The sequence below is a fragment of the Streptomyces sp. NPDC058579 genome (assembly GCF_042718575.1).
Lineage (GTDB): Bacteria > Actinomycetota > Actinomycetes > Streptomycetales > Streptomycetaceae > Streptomyces.
In genome coordinates this window covers 1-24,739 of record NZ_JBHXPI010000009.1, presented here as the reverse complement: position 1 = coordinate 24,739, position 24,739 = coordinate 1, and the positions used below count along the sequence as shown (strand labels likewise).

Genomic DNA, 24,739 nt, shown 5'->3' with positions numbered 1-24,739 from the left:
GTTCGGCGGCCACCCCTTTTCGCCACGACGCGAAACCCCGCGCCAAAGCTGCGTAAGGTTCAGGTAACCGACCAGTACGCAGGCACCGAGGCACGAGGGAGGGAGCCGACATGGACGACAAGGAATCCCTGCGCGTGGGCGCGGCCGTCAAGAAGCGCCGCAGGGCCCTCAAGCTCACCCTGGCCGTCGTGGCGTCGCGCAGCGGCCTGTCCGTGCCCTTCCTCAGCCAGGTCGAGAACGAGCGGGCCCGCCCCAGCAAGCGCTCCCTCGAACTGGTCGCCGGCGCGCTCGAGACCTCGGCCGGTGAGCTCCTCGCCGCCGCCGAGGCCGCCCGCACCGTCGACGTCGTACGGGCCGAGGAGCAGCCGCACGCGATGCCCGAGGGCGTACGGTCCCTGGTCCGCGGCCGCCACCAGCTGCACGCGCTCGAATTCACCGGCGAGCGGGACGCGGGCCGCGAATTCCAGCACCGCAACGACGAGTTGCTGTTCGTCGCCGACGGCGCCGCCGAGGTCGAGGCCGAGGGCCGGGCGTACCGGCTCGAACGCGGCGACACGCTCTATCTCTCCGGCGGCGTACGGCACCGGTGGCGCGCCACCGAGCCCGGCACCCGCCTCCTCGTCGTGGCCGTCGCCGAGCACATCGAGGCCGACGACACATGAGCGTGAGGCCGGCCCGTGTCGTCTCCCTCGTGCCCTCCCTCACCGAAGCGGTCGCCGTCACCGCGCCCGGCCTGCTCGTCGGCGCCACCGACTGGTGCAGCCACCCCGCCGATCTCGACGTCGTACGGATCGGGGGCACCAAGAACCCCGACGTCACCGCGATCACCTCCCTCCGCCCCGACCTCGTGATCGCCAACGAGGAGGAGAACCGCGCCCCCGACCTGGCCGCCCTGCGCGCCGCGGGGATCGAGGTCCTGGTCACCGAGGTGCGCACGCTCGACCAGGCGTTCCAGGAGCTGGACCGGACGCTGCGGGCCTGCGGCGTACGGGACCGGCCGCGCTGGCTCGACGAGGCGGAGGAGGCGTGGGCCGCCGTCGAGGCGCCGGGTCCGCCGCTCACCGCCGTCGTGCCGATCTGGCGACGGCCCTGGATGGTCCTCGGCCGCGACACCTTCGCGGGCGACCTGCTGGCCCGGCTCGGCGTCCGGCAGCTGTACGCCGACCACGCCGAGCGCTACCCGCGCGTCCCGCTCGACGAACTGCGGGCGTCCGGAGCCGACCTGGTGGTCCTGCCCGACGAGCCGTACCGCTTCACGCGCGACGACGGCCCCGAGGCGTTCCCCGGGACCGCCGCCGCGCTCGTCAGCGGGCGTCACCTCACGTGGTACGGGCCGTCGCTCGCAGAGGCGCCACGGGTCCTCGCCCGGGCCCTGCGAGCAGCGCACCGCTGAAAAGGCCGCGCAGGGTGTGGGTTCCGGCCACCAGCCAGGCGGCGACGAGGAACACGTACAGCGCGATCGCGAGCCAGCGGAAGGCGGCGAGGCCGGTGTGGTGGGCGAGCCCCTCCGCACCCGTCACGCAGGTGCCGACGGGGAAGGTGAAGGCCCACCAGGTCATCGCGAACCCCATGCCCTGCCGCCGGGCCCGCAGCACCATCGCGCCGGCCAGCGCCAGCCACAGCAGGGCGAAGCCCATGACGGGCACGCCGTAGAGGACGGCGAAGGCGCCGAAGCCGTGCGCGTACGGCTCGGGCAGCACGCCGGGGGCGACGTCGGCGAACTTGTTCGCGGCGGTCGTCGACTGGCCCAGGGGGCCGAGGACCAGGAAGAGCGTGGGGGTGAGCGCGAGGGGCAGGGGCCCGCCGGTGACCAGCCGGCCGAAGACCAGGGGCAGCATCACGAGGGTGGCGAGCAGGCTGATGCCGAACATGGCGTAGCAGGCGATCAGCAGGGTCTCCTGGGGCTGCCCGGCGGGCAGGTGGGGCAGGAGCAGCGGGCCGACGGCGGCGGAGACCATCGGCGCGACGACGGGCAGCAGCCAGACGGGCGAGGCGCCCTCGATCCTGTGGTGCACCACCATCAGGTACGGGATCGTCACGGCGGCGGTCAGGCCGATGACCGTACCGGCCGAGAACAGGACGGTGTCGAGGGCGACGGCCGCGGTCGGGCCGATCCAGTCCTGGCCGACGACCAGGGCGCCGGCGCCGACGGCGAGCAGGGCCATCGACAGACAGCCGTAGAACGGGGCCACGGCCGGGTCGAGGAGGTGCTCGCGGGCGCGGTCGCGGTGGTGGACCCAGTGCAGGGCGCGGGCCGTGAGCAGAGTGAGGAGCATCGCGAGGGAGAGCGCCCAGACGGCGGTGCAGGCGGTGCGGAGACCGGGGGCGTCGACGGGGAGGGTGGCCCCCGCGTTGGCGACGATGGCGGTGCCCATCACCGAGGCGTACCAGTTGGGGCCGAGGTGACGGACCGCGGCCGCCCGCACGCCTGGGGTGGTGGCGAGGGGGGCCGGACGGGAAGGTGCGAGGGTTGCCATGGCTCCACCCTCGCGCGGTGGAACGGGCCCGACCAGGGATCTTGGCGCTATGACGTCATAAGCTGACTTTATGAGCAACGAGCCTGCGGAGACCTCACCCCTGTCCCACCGGGTCCCCGACCTCGGCGCGCTCGAACTGCTCCTCGCCGTCGCCCGGCACGGGAGTCTGGGGCGGGCGGCCCGGGAGGTCGGGATCACCCAGCCCGCCGCGAGCAGCCGGATCCGGTCGATGGAGCGGCAGCTCGGGGTGGCCCTGGTGGACCGTTCACCGCGCGGCTCGCGGCTCACGGACGCGGGGGCGCTCGTCACGGACTGGGCGCGGCGGATCGTCGAGGCGGCCGAGGCCTTCGACGCGGGGGCGCAGGCGCTGCGGGGGCGGCGGGACTCGCGGCTGCGGGTGGCCGCGTCGATGACGATCGCCGAGTACCTGCTGCCCGGGTGGCTGATCGCGCTGCGCGCGGGGCGGCCGGACACGGCGGTGTCGCTGATGGCGGGGAACTCGGCGGCGGTCGCGGAGCGGCTGTTGGGCGACGAGGCGGACCTGGGGTTCGTGGAGGGGCTCGCCGTGCCGGACGGCCTGGACGGGGCGGTCGTCGCCCGCGACCGGCTTGTCGTGGTCGCCGCGCCGTCGCACGCGTGGGCGCGGCGTCGCAAGCCCGTGGACCCGGGGGAGCTGGCCGCGACCCCGCTGATCCTGCGCGAGCGCGGCTCGGGCACGCGTCAGGTCCTCGACTCGGCGCTCTCCGCGCACGGGGGGCTCGCGCAGCCGCTGCTCGAACTCGCCTCCACGACGGCGGTGAAGGCGGCGGCGGTGAGCGGTGCGGGGCCGGCGGTCCTGAGCGAGCTGGCGATCGCGGAGGAGTTGGCGTCGCGGCGGCTGGTGGAGATCCCGGTCGCGGGGGTGCTGTTGCGGCGGGAGTTGCGTGCGGTCTGGCCTACGGGGCATCGGCCTACGGGGCCGGCGCGGGATCTTCTGTCGTTGACCCGGGCGACGCCGGTGGGGTGACGGTGGGGTTGGCCGGTGGGTGGGTGCGGGTGCGGGTGCGTGGTGGTTGTTCGCGCAGTTCCCCGCGCCCCTAAAGACACGCGCCTTGGCTTCCCCGCGGCCCCTTAGGGCCCCGCCACCGCCGGGCCCCTAAGCCCCCCCGCCCCCTCAAGTCGCCGCCATCACGAGGCCTCGCATCACTCTCAGGTCCTCGCCCATTTCGGGGTGCCATTGGACGCCCAGGGCCCAGACCGGGTCCGGGAGTTCGATTGCTTCGATCGTGCCGTCCTCCGCGTACGCCGAGGGGGAGAGGTAGGTGCCCAGGTGGTCCACCGCCTGGTGGTGGTAGGTCGGGACCGAGGTCAGTTCCGGGACCAGGGACGCGTACCGCGTGCCCGGGACCGGCTTGACCGCGTGGCGGCCGATCACGCCGACCGACTCCACGTGGCCTTCCAGGTGCTGGATCAGCGTGCCGCCGAGGGCCACGTTCAGGAGCTGCATGCCCCGGCAGATGCCGAGCAGCGGGGTCCCGGAGGCGAGCGCCGCCTCGATCAGGGCCAGCTCCCAGGTGTCCCTGGCCCGGGCCGGCGGGCCGGTACGGGGGTCGGGCTCGGCCCCGTACCGTACCGGCTCCACATCCGCACCGCCCGCGATCACCAGGCCGTCGAGCCGCGCCACCACCGACGCGGCGGCGGACGGCTCGTCCGGCGGGAGCATCGTCGCGAGGCCGCCGCTCGCCTGCACCAGTCGCGGGTACTGCGCCGGCAGCAGCGCCGCCGGCATGTCCCACACGCCCCAACGGGCCTGGTCCAAGTAGGTCGTCACGCCGATGAGCGGCTTGGGCACGGATTCCTCCAGATCAGGGAAGGGCGGGTCAGTCGCGGTCGAGTTCGGCCTCGGCCGCCGCGAGCGCCGCGAACTCCTCCTCCGGCGCCTTGGCGACCAGGTGGTGCCGACTGTAGAACGCGAAGTAGGCGAGGGCGATCACATAGACCCCCAGCGCGATGAACGCCGCGTCCTTGTCCACCAGGAACGTCGCCACGAGCGCCGACAGGGCGAGGACGAACGCCACCGACGAGGTCACGACACCGCCCGGCGTGCGGTACGGGCGCGGCAGCCCCGGCTCGCGGCGGCGCAGCACGATGTGCGAGAGCGCCATCAGGGCGTACGAGATGGTCGCGCCGAACACCGCGATGTTCAGCATCCGCGCGCCGTCCCCGGTCCCCGCCGCAAGGGCGAAACCGATCCCGCCGGGGATAAGAAGACCCAGGTACGGGGACTTCCGGCGGCTCGTGAGGGAGAGGAACCGGGGCAGGTAGCCGGCCCGGGAGAGGGCGAAGAGCTGGCGCGAACCGGCGTAGATGAGCGAGAAGAACGAGGCCACGAGCCCCGCGAGCCCCGCGTAGTTGACGAAGCGGCTGAGCGTCGTCGGGTCCCCGTCGCCCTGCAGCGCCACGACCAGCGGGTTGCCCGCCTCCTGGATCGCGGCCGAGCCGCGCGCCCCCGTCGCCGCGACGAAGGTGATCACGGCGAGCAGCACCAGGATGCCCATCGAAAGGGCGAGCGCCCTCGGCATCGAGCGGACCGGGTCCTTGGCCTCCTCCGCCGCGAGCGGCACGCCCTCGACGCCGAGGAAGAACCACATGCCGAAGGGGAACGCCGCCCAGATGCCCAGCAGACCGTACGGCAGCCACGAGTTGGCGCCGAGCGCCTCCCCGTCGACCGGGATGTCGTTGAGGCCGTCGACGTGGAAGTCGCTCAGCGCACCGAGCGCGAAGATGACCAGCGCGGCGACCGCGATCGCCGTCACGACCAGGCTGAAGCGGAGCGCCTCGCCCACGCCCCAGAGGTGGATCCCGATGAAGAGGGCGAAGCAGGCGAGGTAGACCGGCCAGCCGGACTCCAGGCCGAACAGGCCGAGCGATTCGACGTAGTCGCCGATGAAGATGGAGATGGCGGCGGGGGCGAGGATGTACTCGATGAGGATGGCGGTTCCGGTGAGGAAGCCGCCCCAGGTGCCGAGCGCCCGGCGCGCGAAGCCGTATCCGCCGCCGGCGGTCGGCAGGATGGCGGAGAGTTCGGCGAGCGCGAAGACGAGACAGGCGTACATCGCGCCCATCAGGACGGTCGCGATGGCGAGGCCGCCGAAGCCGCCCTTGGAGAGGCCGATGTTCCAGCCGGAGAAGTCGCCGGAGACGACGTAGGCGACGCCGAGGCCGGTGAGCAGCAGCCAGCCGGCGCTGCCGCGGCGCAGGGCCCGGCGTTCGAGGTAGTCGTCCGGTGCCGTGCCGTTCGGTGGTGCGGTCTTTTCCCCGGAGGTGTCTTCGAGCGTCATGGCAGCGTCAGCTCCCGCGTCGGGCCCAATGGATTGGTGCCATACCTTTGCGCCGGGTCGGCTCGAATGCAACCCCCGTGCGTTACTTTCGGGTTACGTGAGCGCCTTGTCGTCTCACGTCAGGAAGCCCCGCAGCAGCGCCGCCGTACCCCCGCAGTGCTCGCGCATGACCTCGCGGGCCCCGTCCGCGTCGCCGTCGAGGACGGCCTCCACCAGGGCCGTGTGCTGGTGCTGGGAGTGCTCCAGGTTCCGTACGAGCAGCGGGATGCAGTCCAGGAGGTCGTTCACCGTCGCCCGTACCGCCGCGTACTGCGCGGTCAGCGTCGGGGAGCCGGAGAGCTCGGCCAGCGTGAGGTGGAGCAGGGTGTCCTGGCGCCGGTAGTCGGCCAGCGGGGCGTCGTGCGTGGCGGCCAGGGCCGTACGGAGCCGCTCCGCGCCCTCGTCGTCGAGCCCGTGCGCCGCGCACAGGCCCGCCGCGCCGACCTCCAGGACCTCCCGGAACCGCAGCGTGTCCTCGACGTCGACGGCGGCGATCCGGCGCCGCAGCTCGTCCTCGCCGGCCGTCTGGGGGCGCGGCAGCACGAACGTTCCGCCGTACCGCCCGCGCCGGCTCTCCACCAGGCCCTGCTCCTGGAGGACCTTCAGGACCTCGCGCAGGGTGACCCGGCTGATCCCCATCCGGTCGGCCAGCTCCCGCTCGGCGGGCAGCCGTTCGCCGCCGGGCACGAGTCCGAGCCGTACCACCTGGAGGATCTGCTCCAGGGCCTCCTCGAAGCCGTTGCCCGCCCGGACCGGCCGCAGCACGGGCGTCAGCCGGTCAACCTGCGGGGCGGGCGATTCACTCGTACTGGACACGTTCCCGTTTCCCCTTCCCAAGCAATGGTCTTCGGCAATACCTTATGGCTTCCGGCTGACCCAAGGAGGAGTAATCCCGTGGCAGACCGCAAAGCCCCGCTCTCCGTCGAGGAGCTCCGCGCCCTCGTCGCGAGCGGTGAGATCGACACCGTCGTCCTGGCCTTCCCCGACATGCAGGGACGGCTCCAGGGCAAGCGGTTCGCCGCACCGTTCTTCCTCGACGACGTCCTCGACCACGGCACCGAGGGCTGCAACTATCTCCTGGCCGTCGACACCGAGATGAACACGGTCGACGGATACGCGATGTCCTCCTGGGACCGCGGCTACGGCGACTTCGCCATGCGCCCCGACCTCGCCACCCTGCGCCGCGTCCCCTGGAACGAGGGTACGGCGATGCTCGTCGCCGACCTCGCCTGGAGCGACGGCTCGCCCGTCGTCGCCGCGCCCCGCCAGATCCTCCGCCGCCAGCTGGACCGGCTCGCCGAGCACGGCTACACCGCGCACGTCGGCACGGAGCTGGAGTTCATCGTCTTCAAGGACACCTACGAGCAGGCCTGGGACGCGAACTACCGGGGCCTGACGCCGGTCAACCAGTACAACGTCGACTACTCGGTCCTCGGCACCGGCCGCGTCGAGCCCCTCCTGCGCCGGATCCGCAACGAGATGGCCGGCGCCGGACTGACCGTCGAGTCCGCCAAGGGCGAGTGCAACCCCGGCCAGCACGAGATCGCCTTCAAGTACGACGAGGCCCTCGTCACCTGCGACCAGCACGCCGTGTACAAGACGGGCGCCAAGGAGATCGCCGCCCAGGAGGGCGTCTCGCTCACCTTCATGGCGAAGTACAACGAGCGCGAGGGCAACTCCTGCCACATCCACCTCTCGCTCCAGGACGCCGACGGTACGAACGTCATGGCAGGTGACGGGCCCGCCGGGATGTCGGAGGTCATGCGGCACTTCCTCGCCGGACAGCTCGCCGCCCTGCGCGACTTCTCCCTCCTCTACGCCCCCAACATCAACTCCTACAAGCGCTTCCAGCCCGGCTCCTTCGCCCCTACCGCCGTCGCCTGGGGCGTCGACAACCGCACCTGTTCCCTGCGCGTCGTCGGCCACGGCCGCTCGACGCGCTTCGAGAACCGGCTCCCCGGCGGAGACGTCAACCCGCACCTCGCCGTCGCCGGCCTGATCGCCGCCGGCCTGTACGGCATCGAGCAGAAGCTCGAACTCCCCGCCGCCTGCGAGGGGAACGCCTACACCGGCGACTACGCCCACGTCCCCACCACCCTGCGCGAGGCCGCCGAGCTCTGGGAGACCAGCCCCATCGCCAAGGCCGCCTTCGGCGACGAGGTCGTCGCGCACTACCGCAACATGGCCCGCGTCGAACTGGACGCGTACGACGCCGCGGTGACCGACTGGGAGCTGCGCCGCTCCTTCGAACGCATGTGAGGAACGAGTTGCTTCAGGAACTCCAGGTAATCAACCCGGCGACCGAGGAGGTCGTCGCCACCGTCCCCGCCGCCACCCGGCAGGACGTCGACGCCGCCGTCGTACGGGCCACCGAGGCCCAGCGCGGCTGGGCCGCCGCCGCCCCCGCCGACCGGGCCCGGCTGCTGCGCCGCTTCGCCGCCGTCGTCGACACCCACACCGAGGAACTGGCCCTCCTCGAAGTACGCGAGGCAGGACACACCCTCGGCAACGCCCGCTGGGAGGCCGGCAACGTCCGCGACCTGCTCGACTACGCGGCCGGGGGAGTGGAGCGGCTGAACGGCCGGCAGATCCCGGTCGCCGGCGGGCTCGACGTCACGATCCTCGAACCCCTCGGCGTCGTCGGCGTGATCGCGCCCTGGAACTTCCCCATGCCGATCGCGGCCTGGGCCACCGCCCCCGCCCTCGCCGCCGGCAACGCGGTCATCCTCAAGCCCGCCGAGACCACCCCGCTCACCGCGCTCCGCCTCGCCGAACTCGCCCTGGAGGCCGGGCTCCCCGAAGGCCTCTTCCAGGTCCTGCCGGGCGAGGGCGCCGTCGCGGGCGACGCGCTTGTCGAACACCCCGGCATCGCCAAGATCGTCTTCACCGGCTCGACCCGGGTCGGCAAGAGCATCATGGCCAAGTGCGCCGACCAGGTGAAGCGCCTGACGCTCGAACTCGGCGGCAAGAGCCCGAACATCGTCTTCGCCGACGCCGACATCGAGGCGGCCGCCGCGGCCGCGCCCATGTCGTTCCTCGACAACAGCGGCCAGGACTGCTGCGCCCGCACCCGCATCCTCGTCCAGCGCTCCGTGTACGACCGCTTCCTGGAGCTGCTCACCCCCGCCGTCGAGGAGATCGTCGTCGGCGATCCGGCCGACGAGAAGACCCAGATGGGCCCGCTGATCTCCAAGGCCCAGTTGGACCGCGTACGGGCGTACGTTCCCGACACCCTCCCCGGCATCCGAGGCAAGGCCCCCGAGGGCCCCGGCTTCTGGTTCCCGCCGACCGTCCTCACCGACATCGCCGAGGACGCGCCCTGCGCCGTCGAGGAGGTCTTCGGACCGGTCGCCGTCGTCCTGCCCTTCGAGGACGAGGCGGACGCCGTACGGCTCGCCAACGCCACCGAGTACGGCCTGTCCGGCTCGATCTGGACCCGGGACGTCGGCCGCGCCCTGCGCGTCTCGCGCGCCGTCAAGGCCGGCAACCTCTCCGTCAACTCCCACTCCAGCGTCCGCTACTGGACCCCCTTCGGCGGCTACCGGCAGTCCGGCCTCGGCCGGGAGCTCGGCCCCGACGCACTGACCGCCTTCACCGAAACCAAGAACGTCTTCATCAGCACGGAGGGCCCCGCACTGTGAGCAACGAGACCCTGAGCAACGAGACCCCGAGCGGCGAGACCGTCTGCCGCCGCCTCGTCGGCCGCACCGCCGTCATCACCGGCGCCGGCAGCGGCATCGGCCTGGCGACCGCCCGCCGCCTCGCCTCCGAGGGCGCGAACGTCGTCTGCGGCGACATCGACGAGACGGCCGGCAAGGCCGCCGCCGAGGAGGTCGGCGGGACCTTCGTGCGGGTCGACGTCACCGACCCCGAGCAGGTCGAGGCGCTCTTCAAGACCGCCTTCGACACCTACGGCTCCGTCGACATCGCCTTCAACAACGCGGGCATCTCGCCGCCCGACGACGACTCCATCCTCACCACGGGCCTGGAGGCCTGGAAGCGCGTCCAGGACGTCAACCTCACCTCCGTGTACCTGTGCTGCAAGGCCGCCCTGCCCTACATGCGGCGCCAGGGCCGGGGCTCCATCATCAACACCGCCTCCTTCGTCGCCATCATGGGCGCGGCCACCAGCCAGATCTCGTACACCGCCTCCAAGGGCGGCGTGCTCGCCATGTCCCGCGAACTGGGCGTGCAGTTCGCCCGCGAGGGCATCCGCGTCAACGCGCTCTGCCCCGGGCCGGTCAACACCCCGCTCCTGCGGGAGCTGTTCGCCAAGGACCCGGAGCGCGCCGCGCGCCGGCTCGTGCACATCCCCGTCGGCCGGTTCGCCGAGGCCGAGGAGATCGCCGCCGCCGTGGCCTTCCTCGCCAGCGACGACTCGTCCTTCGTCAATGCCACCGATTTCCTCGTGGACGGCGGCATTTCGGGCGCGTACGTGACCCCGCTGTAGGCGCTGCGGTCCGGGTCCTAGTCTGATGGGATGAGCATGACGACTCCTCCTGGCTGGTACCCGGACTCCGCCGTCCCCGGCGTCGAACGCTGGTGGGACGGTACGAACTGGACCGCGCACACCCGGCAGGCGCAGGCCGCGTACGCGGCGCCGCCCGTGACGCCGTCCACCGTGCCGTCCCCGGTCGTCGCACCGGCCCCGTCCGCACGCGCCGGGCGGAACCGGGCCGTGCTCCTCGCCGCCGTCGCGGTGGCCGTGGTGGTGGCGGTCGTCGCGGGCGTGCTCATAGTCGGCGGCGACGACGAGGAGAAGCCGCCCACGGCGGCTCCCACGGCGGCCACGACCACCCCCACCGCGCCGTCCACCAGCGACGCGCCCGCCGAGGACGAGGAGGAGGACAAGAACGCCACGCAGGTCGACGACCAGCTCAACGGCATTTCCCTCCCCATCGTCAACGGCTGGGAGAAGCCGGAGTTCTACTCGGGGCCGGTGCCGACCGTGACGACCGTCGGCACGTATCCGTGCCCCTCCGGCAGCAAGGAGTGCCGCCACGGCACGGTCTCCTCGCACGCGGTCTCGCGCACCGACGCCTCGACCCCCGAGGCGATCGCCAAGGAGGACGTGGCCCTCGCCGCCAAGGAGACGTACGAGGAGGACATCCTCGGCAGCCTCCCCTACGGCCGGATGATCGCCCACAAGCAGGTCGCCGCGGGACCCACCGCCGTCGCAGGCCGCACGGGCTACCTGGTCCGCTGGCAGGTCACCACCGACAAGGGCCCCGGCGGCTACGTCCAGTCGCTCGCCTTCCCGTCCCCGACGGGCAGCGAGTCCCCGGTCGTCGTGCGCTTCGTCTTCGACGCGGGCCCGGACGGGCCGTCGCTCGCCCTGATGGACGAGATCACCCGCGGCATCCGCCCCATCGGCAGCGACACCAACGGGGGAGTGGGCAGCTCGATCACCCCGGGAACCTGAGGACGGCCCGGGGCTACAGGAACGTTTGCCCCTCGCCCCGATACGTCGGCACCGTCGCCGTGATCCGGTCGCCCTCGATCAGCTGAAGGCTGTCGAACCGCTCGCACAGCTCCCCGGCCTTCGCGTGCCGGAACCACACCTTGTCCCCGATGAGGAGATCGTCCGCCGCCGAGCCGAGCAGCGGGGTCTGCACTTCGCCGGGCCCCTCCTGCGGGTCGTAGCGGAGCCCCTCCGGCAGGTACGGGACCGGCAGCCGGTCCGCCCCCGCCGCGCCCGAGGCCGGGTAGCCGCCGCCGAGCACCGTCACCACACCGACGCCGGGGCGGCGCACGACGGGCTGGGCGAAGAGGGCCGCCGGACGGCCGGTGAAGGACGTGTAGTTGTCGAAGAGACGCGGCACGTAGAGCCCCGAACCGGCGGCGATCTCCGTCACCGCGTCCTCGGCCGCCGTCTGCTGCACACTGCCCGTACCGCCGCCGTTGACGAACTCCAGGTCCGGCGCCACCGCCCGTACCGCACGGACCACGGCCGCGCGCCGCGCCGCCAGCTCCCGGCGGGCCGCCGACTGCATCAGCCGGATCGCCCGCGACCGCAGCGGCCGCCCGGCCACCGAGTCCCCGACCCCGGCGACATGCCCCTCGTACGCCATGATCCCGACCAGCCGGAACCCGGGGCGCCGGGCGATCGAGCGGGCCAGCTCGGCGAGCTGGGCGGGCTCGCGCAGCGGCGAGCGCAGCGCCCCTATCCGCACCTTGCCGCCGAGCAGCCGGAGGGAGGTGTCCAGCTCCAGGCAGACCCGGATCTCCTCGGCGCCGCCCGCGCGGGCCGCGTCGATCAGCTCCAGCTGCGCCGGGTCGTCGACCATGACCGTCACGGCGGCGGCGAGCTTCGCGTCGTTCGCCAGTTCGCCGAAGGAGGTCCGGTCGGCGGACGGGTACGCGAGCAGCACGTCCTCGAACCCGGCGCGGGCCAGCCACAGGCTCTCGTCGAGCGTGAACGACATGATCCCCGCGAAGCCCTCGCGCGCCAGGACCCGCTCCAGGAGCGCCCGGCACCGCACCGACTTGCTCGCCACCCGGACCGGCTTGCCCCCGGCCCGCCGGACGAGGTCGTCGGCGTTGGTGTCGAAAGCCTCCAGGTCGACGATGGCGACGGGCGCGTCGAGATGGGCGGTGGCCCGGTCGTACCGGGCCCGGTCTGCGGCGCGGGGAGTCATGGCCCGAGCTTGCCAGACGGGTTTACGGGAGGGTAGCCCCTGAGTTCCCGTGGTGAGGGGAACAGCCCGTAGAGTGGCGGGCATTGCCAGGGCAGGCACGACGAGGAACCACCAGGGGGCGGGCATGAGCACTGACGCGCACCGCCCCGCCTCCTCCCGCATCACCGACGCCCTGCTGCCGCCGTCCGCCCCCGCAGGCCGAGGCGATGCGAACGCCCCCGCGCCGGACCCGGCAGCGACCCGCCCGCCCGTCCCCCCGAGACCGCCCCAACCCCCGCCGACGCCCGCTCGCACGGGTGCCACGGCCGCGGGAGGCGCTCCGCGCCTCGCACCGCCGACGACTCCGCGCACAGGCGCCGTCGGTACGCCCACGCCCGACGCCGCCGCTCCGGGAGCTGCCCCCCGCGTCGTACCGCCGCGTCCGGCGAGCGCTCCGCGGGTCGGCCCCGACCGCGCCACCGGCCCGGCGGCCGGTTCGCCGCGTCCGGCGACGGCTCCGCGCGCGGGTGCGGCCGGTACGCCCGCGCCCGGGGGCGCTACCGCTCCGGGATCCGGGCCCCGCGTCGTGCCTCCGCGTCCGGCGGCGACTCCGCAGGTCGGTTCCGGCCGTGCGCCCGCGCCCGAGGGCGCCCCCGCTCCGGGAGCCGGCCCCCGCGTCGGACCGCCGCGTCCCGCGAGCGCTCCGCGGGGCACCGCGCCCCGCACCGGCGCCGCCGGGAGCGACGTGCCCGCCGTCGAGACGACCACGCGGCTGCGGCCGATACGCGAGGCCGCACCCGGCCCAGGCACAGGCCATGGCGCCGGCAGCGGCCTCCCGCCCCGGAGCGGGCAGACGTACGGGACGTACGGCGCCTACCGGGCCTTCACCGCACCGCCCGAGACGCCCGCCGAGACCACCACCCGCCTGCGGCCCATCCGCGACCGCCGGGCCGTCGGCCGGGTCGTCGCGGCGGGGGCCTGCGTCGTCCTCGGCGTCGGCCTCCTCGGCGGCGCCCTCGCGGGAGCCGTCCTCGCCGCCACCGACGCCGGCGCGACCCCCGAGCCGGAGGGTTACACCGAGGCCGGCACCCTGTGGCACAGCGTCCCCGTCGACACGCTCTTCCCCCGCACCCTCGCCGGTCCTGGCAAGGGCCCCGGCGCCGCCGACCGCACCTGGACCCGCGTCGTCGTCGCGCCCGACACCCCCTGCACGGCGACCGTGCTGCCCGCGAGCGTCCTCACCACGCTCCGCCCCGTCGGCTGCGACCGCGTCCTGCGCGCCACCTACACCGACGCGACCGCCTCCAGCGTCATCACCGTCGGCCTGGTCTTCACCAAGGCCGACCCCACCGCCACCCAGACGCTCGCGACCGAGTCCGCCGCCCGGCTCGCCGCCGACGTGCCGCCCGCGCTCGCGGGCCCCGGCACCGTGGCCGCCCGCTTCGGCCCCGGGCAGCGCGCCAGCTGGTCGAACCGCGCCCTCGCCGACCTCCCCGTCGTCGTCACCGCCGTCTCCGGCTTCGCCGACGGCCGCCCCGTCGCCACCCCCGAATCCGCCGCGCGGGCCATGGCCGACGGACAGACCAGCCCCACCGCCCAGGCAGGCCTCGGCCACGAGGCGAAGGGCGTCGCCGACCAGATCGAACGCGCCCTGCGCGCCACGGTCGCCACGGCAGCGAAGGACGCCGACACGTGAACCGGACCCTCCGCGCTCCCCGTGCCGCCCGTGCGCTCCGCAACCCCCGCGCGCTCGCCGCCCTCCTCGCCGCCGCCTTCGCCGTCCTGCCCGCCACCACCACCCCGGCGTACGCGGACACCATCCGCGCCCGCCAGTGGGGCCTCGAAGCCCTGCGCACGACCGAGGCCTGGCGCACCACCAAGGGCGAGGGCATCACCGTCGCCGTCCTCGACACCGGCGTCGACGCCGGCCACCCCGACCTCACCGGCTCCGTCCTCCCCGGCAAGGACCTCGTCGGCTTCGGCGCCGAACGAGGCGACCGCGCGTGGGCCCGCCACGGCACCGCCATGGCCGGCATCATCGCCGGACACGGCCACGGAGCCGGCCGTCAGGACGGCGTCCTCGGCATCGCGCCCAAGGCCGAGATCCTGCCCGTCCGCGTCATCCTCGAAGGCGCCGACAAGTCCCGCGACAAGGCCCGCAAGACCCGCGGCACCGCGCTCGCCGAAGGCATCCGCTGGGCCGTCGACCACGGCGCCGACGTCATCAACCTCTCCCTCGGCGACGACTCCAAGTCCGCCCACCCGGACGCCGGCGAGGACGCCGCCGTCCAGTACGCCCTCGCCAAGGGCGTCTCCGTCGTCGCCTCGGCCGGCAACGGCGGTGAGAAGGGCGACCACATCTCGTACCCCGCCGCCTACCCCGGCGTCGTCGCCGTCACCGCCGTCGACCGGTGGGGCACCCGCGCCGCGTTCTCCACCAGCCGCTGGTACGCCACGGTCAGCGCCCCCGGCCTCGACATCGTCATCGCCGACCCGGACCGCCGCTACTACTCGGGCTGGGGCACCAGCGCCGCCGCCGCCTTCGTCTCCGGCGCCGTCGCCCTCGTCCGCTCCGCCCACCCCGACCTGACCCCGGCCCAGGTCAAGCAGCTCCTCATCGACACCGCCCGCGACCGGCCCGAGAACGGCCGCAGCGACGAGAAGGGCTACGGCACCGTCGACCCGGCCGCCGCCATCAAGGCCGGCCTCCGGCTCAAGGCCGCCGACCCCAAGAACGCCGCCGCCGGCTACAAGGGCCGCTTCTTCGGCCCCGGCCCGCAGCCGCCCGCCGAGGACGAGGGCAAGCCGGTCGGCCTGCTCGCCCCGGCCGCCGGCGGCCTCGGCGCCGTCCTGCTCGCCGCCGCGGTCGTCCTGTGGCGCGGCAGCCGCACCTAGGGCCTCTCGTTCAGATCATGCCGGGCTCGCGGGCCCTGGCACGCACTCCCCCAAGCTCTTCGAGCAGGGGGGACCCCCACGCCGCGTTGTCGTCACTCGCCGACGCTCCGCGTCGACTCCCTCCTCCGCCTTGCGATCGCACGCACCAGACCCCGCTCCCTGATCCGGCCTGATCCAAACGAGAGGCCCTGGCCCCGCCCTCCGCACTGACCGCCCCGCGACGGCGGTTAGGCTCGGTGCGTGGCGCTCAAGAACATCCCTGACCCCGGTTTCTCCGACGACGACGGAACCGCCGACCCGCGGCTCACCGAGGCCCTCGCGGCCTGGGCGGCGGACAGAACCGCCCACGGCCCGGTCCTGGCGGCCCTGAAGGACGCGCGCCTGCTCGTCCCCGTCGTCGCCGTCCTCGGCGAGGTCGAGGAGGACCCCGAGACGGGCCTTCGCCGCGAGAAGACCAGCGACATGGCCGTCCCCACGCTCACCGCCGGAGACCGCCGCGCGCTCCCCGCGTTCACGTCGATCGCCTCGCTCGCGCTCTGGGACCCCGAGGCCCGGCCGGTTGCCGTCCCCCTCCACCAGGCCCTCCAGGCCGCCGCGCACGAGAAGGCCGACACCCTCGTCCTCGACCTCGCGGGCCCCGTCCCGTACCAGCTGACCGGCCCCGCGCTGCTCGCCCTCGGCGAGGGCCGCACCAGCCTGGACCCCCTGGACGACCCGGCGGTACGGGAGGCGGTACGGAACGCGGTCGCCGCCGAGCCCGCGGTCCTGCGCGCCCACCTCGGCCCCGGCACCGCCGACGGCACCCTCGCCCTCGTCCTCGCCGAGGACGCGGCCCCGGCGGAGGCGGCCCAGCGAGTGGCCCGAGGCCTGGCCGCCGACGAAACACTGAGGGCCCGCCTGGTACACGGCCTGGACCTGGCACTCCTGCCGGCCTCGGCCACGCCTCCGGGCGAGCCCTTCTACGTACGGAACTGACGAGGGGTACGGGGGACGACCCCCGTACCCCTAACGTACGGAACTAACTGACGGGGCCTGCGGCTAGCCGTACACCGGCCCCGTGTACTTCTCGCCCGGGCCCTGGCCGGGCTCGTCCGGGACGATCGACGCCTCGCGGAAGGCCAGCTGCAGGGACTTCAGGCCGTCCCGCAGCGGCGCCGCGTGGAAGGAGCTGATCTCCGTCGCGCCGGCGTCGAGGAGGCCGGCCAGGGCGTGGACCAGCTTGCGGGCCTCGTCGAGGTCCTTGTGCTTCTCACCGTCCTCGGTGAGACCGAGCTTCACCGCGGCGGCGCTCATCAGGTTCACCGCGACGGTCACGATGACCTCCACCGCGGGGACCTCCGCGATGTCACGGGTCATGTCGTCGAAGTCGGGGGACTCGTTCTGGGGCGTCTCGCTCATGCCCACACGATATGCGGACCCGGGCGCCCGCCCGGCGCCGCCGTCCCCGTTCGCGAACGGGGACGGGTCCTGCTAACCTGGTGTAACGACCGGCCGGACACCTATGTGCCCGGCCCACAAGTGGAGGCTCCGATCTCCCACCTGGCCGCCCTCGCGGGCGGCGGGTCACCGGTCAGGTGGCGCCCATCGTTCCGTACGGACGATGGAGCCGCCCGATGTGCGCCCCGCGGTTGACCGCGGCGGTGCTCCGGTATTTCCGTGGAGCCCCGCCTGTGTCCCGTCCGGGGCGTTTTTCATGTACCGGCGCGGTAGGTCTACTGAAACAGACCATACGTGTCCGTCCGCCAGGCGGTCACGTGGTGCTACCGAGGAGGATCCATCAGCGCCGAGCCCCGCATCAACGACCGGATTCGCGTTCCCGAAGTGCGACTTGTCGGTCCCAGCGGCGAGCAGGTCGGGATTGTTCCGCTTGCCAAGGCCCTTGAGCTTGCTCAGGAGTACGACCTCGACCTCGTCGAGGTGGCGGCGACCGCCCGTCCGCCCGTCTGCAAGCTCATGGACTACGGGAAGTTCAAGTACGAGTCGGCCATGAAGGCCCGTGAGGCGCGCAAGAACCAGGCGCACACGGTCATCAAGGAGATGAAGCTCCGGCCGAAGATCGACCCGCACGACTATGACACCAAGAAGGGTCACGTCGTTCGGTTCCTCAAGCAGGGCGACAAGGTCAAGATCACGATCATGTTCCGTGGTCGTGAGCAGTCCCGCCCCGAGCTTGGCTTCCGGCTGCTTCAGCGGCTGGCTTCGGACGTCGAGGAGCTTGGCTTCATCGAGTCCAACCCCAAGCAGGACGGCCGGAACATGATCATGGTTCTTGGCCCGCACAAGAAGAAGACCGAGGCCATGGCCGAGGCGCGTGAGGCCCAGGCCGCGCGCAAGGCGGAGCGTCAGGGCATCACGTCCGACGACACCGCCGAGGCTCCGGCCGAGGAGGCTTCGGCCGAGGCTCCCGCCGAGGCCGAGAACCCCGAGGCGTGACCCGGGGGGCTGCCACCCAGGCAGCCCCGGGCCCTGCCCGGAACCACCAAACGAAGATATGACGCTCCTGGTTGTCCGGTGCACGCACCGGGGGAGCGCCACTGACGAGGAGATAACGGCGCTATGCCGAAGAACAAGACGCACTCCGGTGCCAAGAAGCGCTTCAAGGTCACCGGCTCCGGCAAGATCCTGCGCGAGCGCGCCGGCAAGCGCCACCTGCTCGAGCACAAGTCGTCCAAGCTGACGCGTCGCCTCACCGGCAACGCCGAGATGGCCCCGGGTGACACCAAGACCATCAAGAAGATGCTGGGCATCTGACCGATCGTCTCGTGCCCTCGGTGACGAGGGCCATCCGGCCAGTCCGGGACCAATTCGTTTTCGGGTCGTGTGAGTCCAACCACGACCCCGCTACAAGGAGTTAACAAGTGGCACGCGTCAAGCGGGCAGTCAACGCCCACAAGAAGCGCCGGGCGATCCTCGAGGCGGCCTCCGGCTACCGCGGTCAGCGCTCGCGCCTGTACCGCAAGGCCAAGGAGCAGGTCACCCACTCCCTGGTCTACAACTACAACGACCGCAAGAAGCGCAAGGGCGACTTCCGTCAGCTGTGGATCCAGCGCATCAACGCCGCTGCCCGCCAGAACGGCATGACGTACAACCGCCTCATCCAGGGTCTGAAGGCCGCCAACATCGAGGTGGACCGCAAGATCCTCGCCGAGCTGGCCGTCAACGACTCGAACGCGTTCGCCGCGCTCGTCGAGGTCGCTCAGAAGGCCCTCCCGGCCGACGTCAACGCCCCGAAGGCCGCTGCCTGATCTCCAGGCCGCAGATCTTCTGCACCGGACCCGCAGGCCTTCGGGCCTGCGGGTCCGGTTCGTGTTCGGGGCGAACAAGACCCGAGCACGCCCGCACCCCGATCACCCCGGACCTCGATCACTCCGGACCGCGACCATCCCGCCCGGACCGCCGAAAAGAGCCAACCGACCCCATGGGTACCCCTGAGCTGATCTCCCCGCGTTCGCCGCGTGTCGTCGCCGCCAGGCGGCTCGCCAAGCGCAACTTCCGGGGCAAGGACCGCCTCTTCATCGCCGAGGGCCCGCAGGCCGTCCGCGAGGCCGTCGAGCACCGCGGCGGCTCCGGTGAGCCCACCCTCGTCGAGCTCTTCACCACCGTCGAGGCCGCCGAGCGGTACGACGGGATCGTCGACGCGGCCCGTTCGGCCGGCGCCCGGGTCCACTACGCCGACGCCACCGTCCTCGCCGAGGTCTCCCAGACCGTCACGCCGCAGGGGCTCGTCGGGGTCTGCCGCTTCCTCGACTCGCCGTTCGAGGAGGTCCTCGCGGCCCGGCCCAAGCTGGTCGCCGTCCTCGCCCACGTACGCGACCCCGGGAACGCCGGCACCGTGCTGCGCTGCGCCGACGCGGCCGGCGCCGACGCGGTCATCCTCACCGACGCCTCCGTCGACCTCTACAACCCCAAGTCCGTCCGCGCCTCCGTCGGCTCCCTCTTCCACCTCCCGGTCGTCGTCGGCGTCCCGGTCGAGCAGGCCGTCGCCGGACTGAAGAGCGTGGGCGTACGGATCCTGGCCGCCGACGGCGCAGGGCAGGACGACCTCGACGACGAGCTGGACGCCGGCACCATGGGCGGGCCCACCGCCTGGGTCTTCGGCAACGAGGCCTGGGGGCTGCCCGAGGAGACCCGCGCCCTGGCGGACGCCGTGGTGCGCGTGCCGATCCACGGCAAGGCCGAGAGCCTGAACCTCGCGACGGCGGCCGCCGTGTGCCTCTACGCCTCCGCGCGAGCCCAGCGCCCCCGAACCTCCCGCTGAGGGGCTCCAAAGCGCCACCCGCACCTAGTAGGGTGACGAACTCGGGGGCCCACTGCGCTACACGGAGGGGTGGGGAACGGGGATGACGGTCGGCACGGACAGTCCCGCACAGGCACGGAGTGCCGTGCCGGATGCCCCGGAGGACCCGGACGGGTCCCCCACCGAAGCGCCGGGCGTCCCCGGCATCGACCCCGACGAGCTGCCCGACGGCCTCGTCGTCGCCGACGCCACCGGACACGTCGTCTGCTTCAACGCCGCCGCCGCCCGCATCACCTCCGTGCCCCCGGGCAAGGCCCTCGGCCTCCCGCTCGAACAGGCGCTGCCCCTCGAGGACCTCAAGGGCCGCCGCTGGTGGACCCTCACCGACCCGTACGGCGGCCTCGCCACCCGGCGCGGCCAGCCCGAGCGCAACCTGCTCCTGCCCGGCGGCCGCGAGGTCCTCGTCTCCGCCCGCTACGTCCGCGAGCACCCCACAGGGCCCGTCCGCCGCGTCGTCGTCTCGTTGCGCGGCACCGAGGCCAGGCGCCGTACCGAACGCAGCCACGCCGAGCTCATCGCCACCGTCGCCCACGAGCTGCGCTCCCCGCTGACCTCGGTCAAGGGCTTCACCGCGACCCTGCTCGCCAAGTGGGAGCGGTTCACCGACGACCAGAAGCGGCTGATGCTGGAGACCGTCGACGCCGACGCCAACCGCGTCACCCGGCTCATCGCCGAGCTCCTCGACATCTCCCGGATCGACTCGGGCCGCCTGGAGGTGCGCCGCCAGCCCGTCGACATCGCCGCCGCCGTCGGCCGGCACATCCAGGCCCACACCACCGGCGGCCAGTCCCCGGACCGCTTCTTCGTCCGCGTCCGGCCCCAGCTGCCCGACCTGTGGGCCGACCCCGACAAGGTCGACCAGGTCCTCGGCAACCTGCTGGAAAATGCGGTGCGCCACGGCGAGGGAACCGTCACCATCGAGGTGGCACCCACCTGCGACACCCCCGACGGAGAGAAGGGAACGGCGGTCACCGTGAGCGACGAAGGCCCCGGCATCCCCGAGGAGTCGATGGGCCGTGTCTTCACCCGCTTCTGGCGGGGTAGCAAGCGTGGTGGCACCGGACTCGGCCTCTACATCGTCAAGGGCCTCGTCGAGGCCCACGGCGGAACGATCACCGTCGGACGCGGTCCCCGCGGCGGCGCCGAGTTCCGATTTATCCTGCCCGTCGGCGCCCCGGCCTATCTCGCCTGACGAGATCAGCAGCCGCCCGGGCCGCCCACGGGCTCATTCGCGTCCCCGCGCCCCGTTAGACTCGACCTTTGGCACGTTTGCGCCCTTGTCGTCGAGCGGGGCCGCCCAGCCAGCCAAACGGAAGCACGGGAAGAGATGTCCGCACCCAATAAGTCGTACGACCCCGTCGAGGTCGAGGCCTTGAAACCGGAAGAGATCGAGCGCATGCGGGACGAGGCGCTCGCCGCCTTCGCCGCCGCGGGTGACCTCGACGCCCTCGCGCACGCGAAGGTCGCGCACACCGGCGGCACCTCGCCGCTCGCGCTCGCCAACCGCGAGATCGGCGCGCTGCCGCCGCAGGCCAAGGCCGCGGCCGGCAAGATCGTGGGCCAGGCCCGCGGCGCCGTCTCCAAGGCCCTCGCCACCCGCCAGGCCGAGCTCGAGGACGAGCGCGACGCCCGCGTCCTGGTCGAGGAGGCGGTCGACGTCACCCTGCCGTACGACCGGGTTCCGGCCGGCGCACGCCACCCGCTGACCACGCTCATGGAGCGGGTCGCCGACGTCTTCGTATCCATGGGGTACGAGGTCGCCGAGGGCCCCGAGGTCGAGGCGGAGTGGTTCAACTTCGACGCCCTCAACTTCGTGCCGGACCACCCGGCGCGCCAGATGCAGGACACCTTCTTCGTCCAGGGCCCCGAGGGCACCACCGGCGACGAGTCCGGTGTCGTGCTGCGGACGCACACCTCCCCGGTGCAGGCCCGCACGCTCATCGACCGGGAGCCCCCGGTCTACGTCGTCTGCCCCGGCCGCGTCTACCGCACCGACGAGCTCGACGCCACGCACACCCCGGTCTTCCACCAGATCGAGCTGCTCGCCGTCGACGAGGGCCTGACCATGGCCGACCTCAAGGGCACCCTCGACCACATGGTCCAGGCGCTCTTCGGGGCCGACATGAAGACCCGGCTCCGCCCGAACTTCTTCCCGTTCACCGAGCCGTCCGCCGAGATGGACATGCTCTGCTACGTCTGCCGCGGCGAGTCCGTCGGCAACCCCGACCGCCCCTGCCGCACCTGCGGCAGCGAGGGCTGGATCGAGCTGGGCGGCTGCGGCATGGTCAACCCCAAGGTGCTCGTCGCCTGCGGTGTCGACCCGGAGAAGTACAGCGGATTCGCCTTCGGGTTCGGCATCGAGCGGATGCTGATGTTCCGCCACAACGTCGATGACATGCGAGACATGGTCGAGGGTGACGTCAGGTTCACCCGGCCGTTCGGGATGGAGATCTGATGCGGGTCCCGCTTTCTTGGCTGCGGGAGTACGTCGACCTGCCGGCGACGGAGACCGGACGTGACGTCCAGGCCAAGCTCATTTCGGCAGGACTCGAGGTCGAGACCGTCGAGCAGCTCGGCGCCGGCCTGACCGGCCCGCTGGTGGTCGGCAGGGTCCTCACCATCGAGGAGCTGACGGAGTTCAAGAAGCCCATCCGCTTCTGCACCGTCGACGTCGGCCAGGCCAACGGCACCGGCGAGCCCCAGGAGATCATCTGCGGCGCCCGGAACTTCGCCGAGGGCGACAAGGTCGTCGTGGCCCTGCCCGGCGCCGTGCTCCCCGGTGACTTCCGGATCGCCGAGCGCAAGACGTACGGCCGGGTCTCCCGCGGCATGATCTGCTCCGGCGACGAGCTGGGCATGGGCGACGACGGCTCGCACGGCATCATCGTGCTGCCGCCCGAGCTCGAGATCGGCATCGACGCCACGAAGCTCCTGGAGCTGTACGACGAGGTCCTCGACATCGCCGTCACGCCCGACCGCGGCTACTGCCTCTCGATGCGCGGCGTCGCCCGCGAGACCGCCATCGCGTACGGCCTGCCGCTGCGCGACCCGGCGCTGCTCGACGTGCCCGCGCCGAACTCGTACGGCTACCCCGTCCAGGTCATCGACCCGATGGGCTGCGACCGCTTCACCGCGCGCACCGTCGTCGGTGTCGCGCCCGAGGCGCGCACCCCGATCTGGATGAGCCGCCGCCTGCAGAAGGCGGGCATGCGCCCGATCTCGCTCGCCGTGGACATCACCAACTACGTGATGCTGGAGCTCGGTCAGCCGCTGCACGCCTACGACCGCACCCGGCTCGCGGGCCCCATCGGCGTCCGCCGTGCCGCCGCCGGAGAGACGATCACCATGCTCGACGGCGCCAAGCGCGTCCTCGACTCCGGCGACCTCCTGATCACCGACAACACCGGCCCGATCGGTCTGGCCGGCGTGATGGGCGGCGCCCACACCGAGATCGCCGACCCGGTGACCGACCCCGAGACGGGCATCGTCACGGGCACCACCGAGATCGTCATCGAGGCCGCGCACTTCGACGCGATCTCGATCGCCCGTACGGCCCGCCGGCACAAGCTGGCCTCCGAGGCGTCCCGGCGCTTCGAGCGCGGCGTCGACCCGCAGGCCGCCTCCGCCGCCGCGCAGCGCTGCGTCGACCTGCTCGTGCTGCTCGCGGGCGGCACGGCCGAGGCCGGGGTCACCGAGATCGTCGCCCCGTCCGCGCCCCGTACGGTCACCATGCCGGCGAACCACCCGGACAAGGTCGCGGGCGTCGCCTACGGCCGCGAGACCGTCGTCCGCCGTCTCCAGGAGATCGGCTGCGACGTCTACGGCCAGGACGAGCTGATCGTCACCGTCCCGTCGTGGCGCCCCGACCTGTGGGTGCCGAACGACCTCGCCGAAGAGGTCATCCGGCTGGAGGGGTACGAGAACCTGCCCTCGACGCTGCCCAAGCCGCCCGCCGGGCGTGGCCTCACCGAGAGCCAGCGCACCCACCGCCGGGTCGGCCGCGCGCTGGCCGGCGCCGGTTACGTCGAGGCGCTGAACTACCCGTTCATCGGCGCGCAGGTCTTCGACCAGCTCGGCCTGGACGCGGACGACGCCCGTCGCCGCGTGGTCACGCTCGTCAACCCGCTCTCCGACGAGGAGCCCGCGCTCCGTACGACGCTGCTGCCGGGCCTGCTCGGCGCGCTGCGCCGCAACAACGGGCGCGGCAGCCACGACCTGGCGCTCTTCGAGACCGGTCTGGTCTTCCGGCCGGGCGACCGGCCGGGGGTCGCCGTCCGGCTGCCCGTCGACCGCCGTCCCACCGACGAGGAGATCGCAGGCGTCAACGCCGCGCTGCCCGCGCAGCCGCGCCGCGTGGCCGTCGTCCTCGCCGGGGCCCGCGAGCAGGCCGGCTGGTGGGGCAAGGGCCGCCCGGCCGACTGGGCCGACGCCGTCCAGGCGGCGCGCACGGTGGCCGCCGAGGCCGGGGTCGAGCTGATCATCAGCTCCGACCAGCACGCCCCGTGGCACCCGGGCCGCTGCGCCGCGTTCCACGTGGTCGTCGACGGCGAGAAGGTCCTCGTCGGCCACGGCGGCGAGCTGCACCCGCGCGTCGTCAAGGCGCTCGGCCTGCCCGACCGCACCTGCGCGATGGAGCTGGACCTGGACCTGGTGGAGCAGGCCAACGAGGGCCCCCTGAAGGCCCCGAGCATCTCCTCCTTCCCGGTCGCCACCCAGGACGTCGCCCTGGTCGTCGACGCGGCGGTCCCGACCGAGACGGTCGAGGCCGCGCTGCGCGACGGCGCCGGTGAACTCCTGGAGGCCATCCGGCTGTTCGACGTGTACACCGGCGACCAGCTCGGCGCGGGCAAGAAGTCCCTGGCGTACGCGCTGAAGTTCCGCGCCGCGGACCGCACGCTCACGGTCGACGAGGCCAGCGCCGCGCGCGACGCGGCCGTCGCCCTGGCGTCCGAGCGCACGGGCGCCGTGCTGCGCGGCGCCTGAGCGGAACGCTCCCCGGAGGGGCCGGCCCCGGGGACCCCGGCCCGCCCCACCGGCGGTGTGGGGCCGACCGTGAGCCACGGCGGGGAGGGGCTCCGGGGGGTGGAGGGTCCG

General features: G+C 73.1%; 23 protein-coding genes. 17 read left to right on the top strand and 6 right to left on the bottom strand.

Going from position 1 to position 24,739, the window contains the following annotated elements; translation table 11 throughout:
- Positions 1 to 110 precede the first annotated feature (110 nt).
- Together ACFWRO_RS14225 and ACFWRO_RS14220 are read left to right on the top strand one after the other, a co-directional pair.
- Complete coding sequence (locus ACFWRO_RS14225) at positions 111 to 662, top strand: helix-turn-helix domain-containing protein (RefSeq protein WP_384509262.1); 552 nt, start codon at positions 111 to 113, stop codon at positions 660 to 662.
- Positions 659 to 1,393 carry a helical backbone metal receptor gene (locus ACFWRO_RS14220; protein ID WP_384509259.1) on the top strand — a complete coding sequence of 245 codons (735 nt, stop codon included), beginning with the start codon at positions 659 to 661 and terminating at the stop codon, positions 1,391 to 1,393. Before ACFWRO_RS14225 ends, ACFWRO_RS14220 begins: the two co-directional genes overlap by 4 nt.
- Here ACFWRO_RS14220 and ACFWRO_RS14215 read toward each other — a convergent pair.
- On the bottom strand, positions 1,320 to 2,477 hold the full coding sequence (locus ACFWRO_RS14215) for a TDT family transporter (protein WP_384509256.1): 1,158 nt from the start codon (positions 2,475 to 2,477) through the stop codon (positions 1,320 to 1,322). The genes ACFWRO_RS14220 and ACFWRO_RS14215 overlap by 74 nt on opposite strands.
- Positions 2,478 to 2,547: 70 nt before the next feature.
- Here ACFWRO_RS14215 and ACFWRO_RS14210 point away from each other — a divergent pair, with 70 nt between their 5' ends.
- Positions 2,548 to 3,483: a LysR family transcriptional regulator gene (locus ACFWRO_RS14210; RefSeq protein ID WP_384509253.1), complete on the top strand. Its 936-nt coding sequence runs from the start codon at positions 2,548 to 2,550 to the stop codon at positions 3,481 to 3,483.
- A 147-nt stretch (positions 3,484 to 3,630) separates the two neighbouring features.
- Here the strand turns inward: ACFWRO_RS14210 and ACFWRO_RS14205 are convergent, their stop codons facing one another.
- The 3 genes from ACFWRO_RS14205 to ACFWRO_RS14195 form a co-directional block, all read right to left on the bottom strand.
- Entirely contained in the window at positions 3,631 to 4,308 is a 678-nt protein-coding gene (locus tag ACFWRO_RS14205; RefSeq protein ID WP_384509251.1) for a gamma-glutamyl-gamma-aminobutyrate hydrolase family protein, read from the bottom strand.
- 28 nt (positions 4,309 to 4,336) lie between these two features.
- Positions 4,337 to 5,797: an ethanolamine permease gene (gene eat, locus ACFWRO_RS14200; protein WP_384509248.1), complete on the bottom strand. Its 1,461-nt coding sequence runs from the start codon at positions 5,795 to 5,797 to the stop codon at positions 4,337 to 4,339.
- A 114-nt stretch (positions 5,798 to 5,911) separates the two neighbouring features.
- Positions 5,912 to 6,652, bottom strand: coding sequence for a FadR/GntR family transcriptional regulator (locus ACFWRO_RS14195; protein WP_384509245.1), 741 nt, complete (start codon positions 6,650 to 6,652; stop codon positions 5,912 to 5,914).
- A 78-nt stretch (positions 6,653 to 6,730) separates the two neighbouring features.
- Between ACFWRO_RS14195 and ACFWRO_RS14190 the strand changes: the two genes are divergently transcribed.
- From ACFWRO_RS14190 to ACFWRO_RS14175, 4 genes are read left to right on the top strand one after another with little or no spacing between them, the layout of a single operon-like run.
- Entirely contained in the window at positions 6,731 to 8,095 is a 1,365-nt protein-coding gene (locus tag ACFWRO_RS14190) for a glutamine synthetase family protein (protein ID WP_384509243.1), read from the top strand.
- A gap of 8 nt (positions 8,096 to 8,103) precedes the next feature.
- On the top strand, positions 8,104 to 9,477 hold the full coding sequence (locus ACFWRO_RS14185) for an aldehyde dehydrogenase family protein (protein WP_384509241.1): 1,374 nt from the start codon (positions 8,104 to 8,106) through the stop codon (positions 9,475 to 9,477).
- Positions 9,474 to 10,286 (top strand): 3-oxoacyl-ACP reductase, encoded by an 813-nt coding sequence (locus ACFWRO_RS14180; protein ID WP_384509239.1) that lies wholly within the window; start codon positions 9,474 to 9,476, stop codon positions 10,284 to 10,286. Before ACFWRO_RS14185 ends, ACFWRO_RS14180 begins: the two co-directional genes overlap by 4 nt.
- A 36-nt stretch (positions 10,287 to 10,322) precedes the next feature.
- Entirely contained in the window at positions 10,323 to 11,258 is a 936-nt protein-coding gene (locus ACFWRO_RS14175) for a DUF2510 domain-containing protein (protein ID WP_384509237.1), read from the top strand.
- Between the two features lie 13 nt (positions 11,259 to 11,271).
- Here ACFWRO_RS14175 and ACFWRO_RS14170 read toward each other — a convergent pair whose 3' ends face one another.
- Entirely contained in the window at positions 11,272 to 12,474 is a 1,203-nt protein-coding gene (locus ACFWRO_RS14170; protein WP_384509234.1) for an amino acid deaminase/aldolase, read from the bottom strand.
- A gap of 724 nt (positions 12,475 to 13,198) precedes the next feature.
- On the opposite strand from ACFWRO_RS14170, the gene ACFWRO_RS14165 reads away from it, so the two are divergent.
- The 3 genes from ACFWRO_RS14165 (at position 13,199) to ACFWRO_RS14155 (ending at position 16,323) form a co-directional block, all read left to right on the top strand.
- Positions 13,199 to 14,149, top strand: coding sequence for a hypothetical protein (locus ACFWRO_RS14165; RefSeq protein ID WP_384509231.1), 951 nt, complete (start codon positions 13,199 to 13,201; stop codon positions 14,147 to 14,149).
- Positions 14,146 to 15,348: a type VII secretion-associated serine protease mycosin gene (gene mycP / locus ACFWRO_RS14160; protein WP_384509229.1), complete on the top strand. Its 1,203-nt coding sequence runs from the start codon at positions 14,146 to 14,148 to the stop codon at positions 15,346 to 15,348. Before ACFWRO_RS14165 ends, mycP begins: the two co-directional genes overlap by 4 nt.
- 240 nt (positions 15,349 to 15,588) lie before the next feature.
- On the top strand, positions 15,589 to 16,323 hold the full coding sequence (locus ACFWRO_RS14155) for an SseB family protein (RefSeq protein WP_384509226.1): 735 nt from the start codon (positions 15,589 to 15,591) through the stop codon (positions 16,321 to 16,323).
- Positions 16,324 to 16,386: 63 nt separating this feature from the next.
- Here the strand turns inward: ACFWRO_RS14155 and ACFWRO_RS14150 are convergent, their stop codons facing one another.
- On the bottom strand, positions 16,387 to 16,746 hold the full coding sequence (locus ACFWRO_RS14150; protein ID WP_315895874.1) for a DUF1844 domain-containing protein: 360 nt from the start codon (positions 16,744 to 16,746) through the stop codon (positions 16,387 to 16,389).
- Positions 16,747 to 17,079: 333 nt separating this feature from the next.
- Here ACFWRO_RS14150 and infC point away from each other — a divergent pair, with 333 nt between their 5' ends.
- The 7 genes from infC (at position 17,080) to pheT (ending at position 24,628) form a co-directional block, all read left to right on the top strand.
- Positions 17,080 to 17,781, top strand: coding sequence for a translation initiation factor IF-3 (infC, locus tag ACFWRO_RS14145; protein ID WP_384509223.1), 702 nt, complete (start codon positions 17,080 to 17,082; stop codon positions 17,779 to 17,781).
- Between the two features lie 123 nt (positions 17,782 to 17,904).
- Positions 17,905 to 18,099, top strand: a complete 195-nt coding sequence (gene rpmI / locus ACFWRO_RS14140; RefSeq protein ID WP_329122635.1) for a 50S ribosomal protein L35 — start codon at positions 17,905 to 17,907, stop codon at positions 18,097 to 18,099.
- A 107-nt stretch (positions 18,100 to 18,206) separates the two neighbouring features.
- Entirely contained in the window at positions 18,207 to 18,593 is a 387-nt protein-coding gene (gene rplT / locus ACFWRO_RS14135; protein ID WP_043227974.1) for a 50S ribosomal protein L20, read from the top strand.
- A gap of 173 nt (positions 18,594 to 18,766) precedes the next feature.
- Positions 18,767 to 19,606, top strand: coding sequence for a TrmH family RNA methyltransferase (locus tag ACFWRO_RS14130; RefSeq protein ID WP_384509220.1), 840 nt, complete (start codon positions 18,767 to 18,769; stop codon positions 19,604 to 19,606).
- 82 nt (positions 19,607 to 19,688) lie between these two features.
- The gene (locus ACFWRO_RS14125) at positions 19,689 to 20,837 is read left to right on the top strand and encodes an ATP-binding protein (protein WP_384509217.1); all 1,149 of its coding nucleotides are present in this window, start codon (positions 19,689 to 19,691) and stop codon (positions 20,835 to 20,837) included.
- A 135-nt stretch (positions 20,838 to 20,972) separates the two neighbouring features.
- Positions 20,973 to 22,100 carry a phenylalanine--tRNA ligase subunit alpha gene (pheS, locus tag ACFWRO_RS14120; RefSeq protein ID WP_384509214.1) on the top strand — a complete coding sequence of 376 codons (1,128 nt, stop codon included), beginning with the start codon at positions 20,973 to 20,975 and terminating at the stop codon, positions 22,098 to 22,100.
- Positions 22,100 to 24,628, top strand: coding sequence for a phenylalanine--tRNA ligase subunit beta (pheT, locus tag ACFWRO_RS14115; RefSeq protein ID WP_384509211.1), 2,529 nt, complete (start codon positions 22,100 to 22,102; stop codon positions 24,626 to 24,628). Before pheS ends, pheT begins: the two co-directional genes overlap by 1 nt.
- The last annotated feature ends 111 nt before the right edge of the window (positions 24,629 to 24,739 follow it).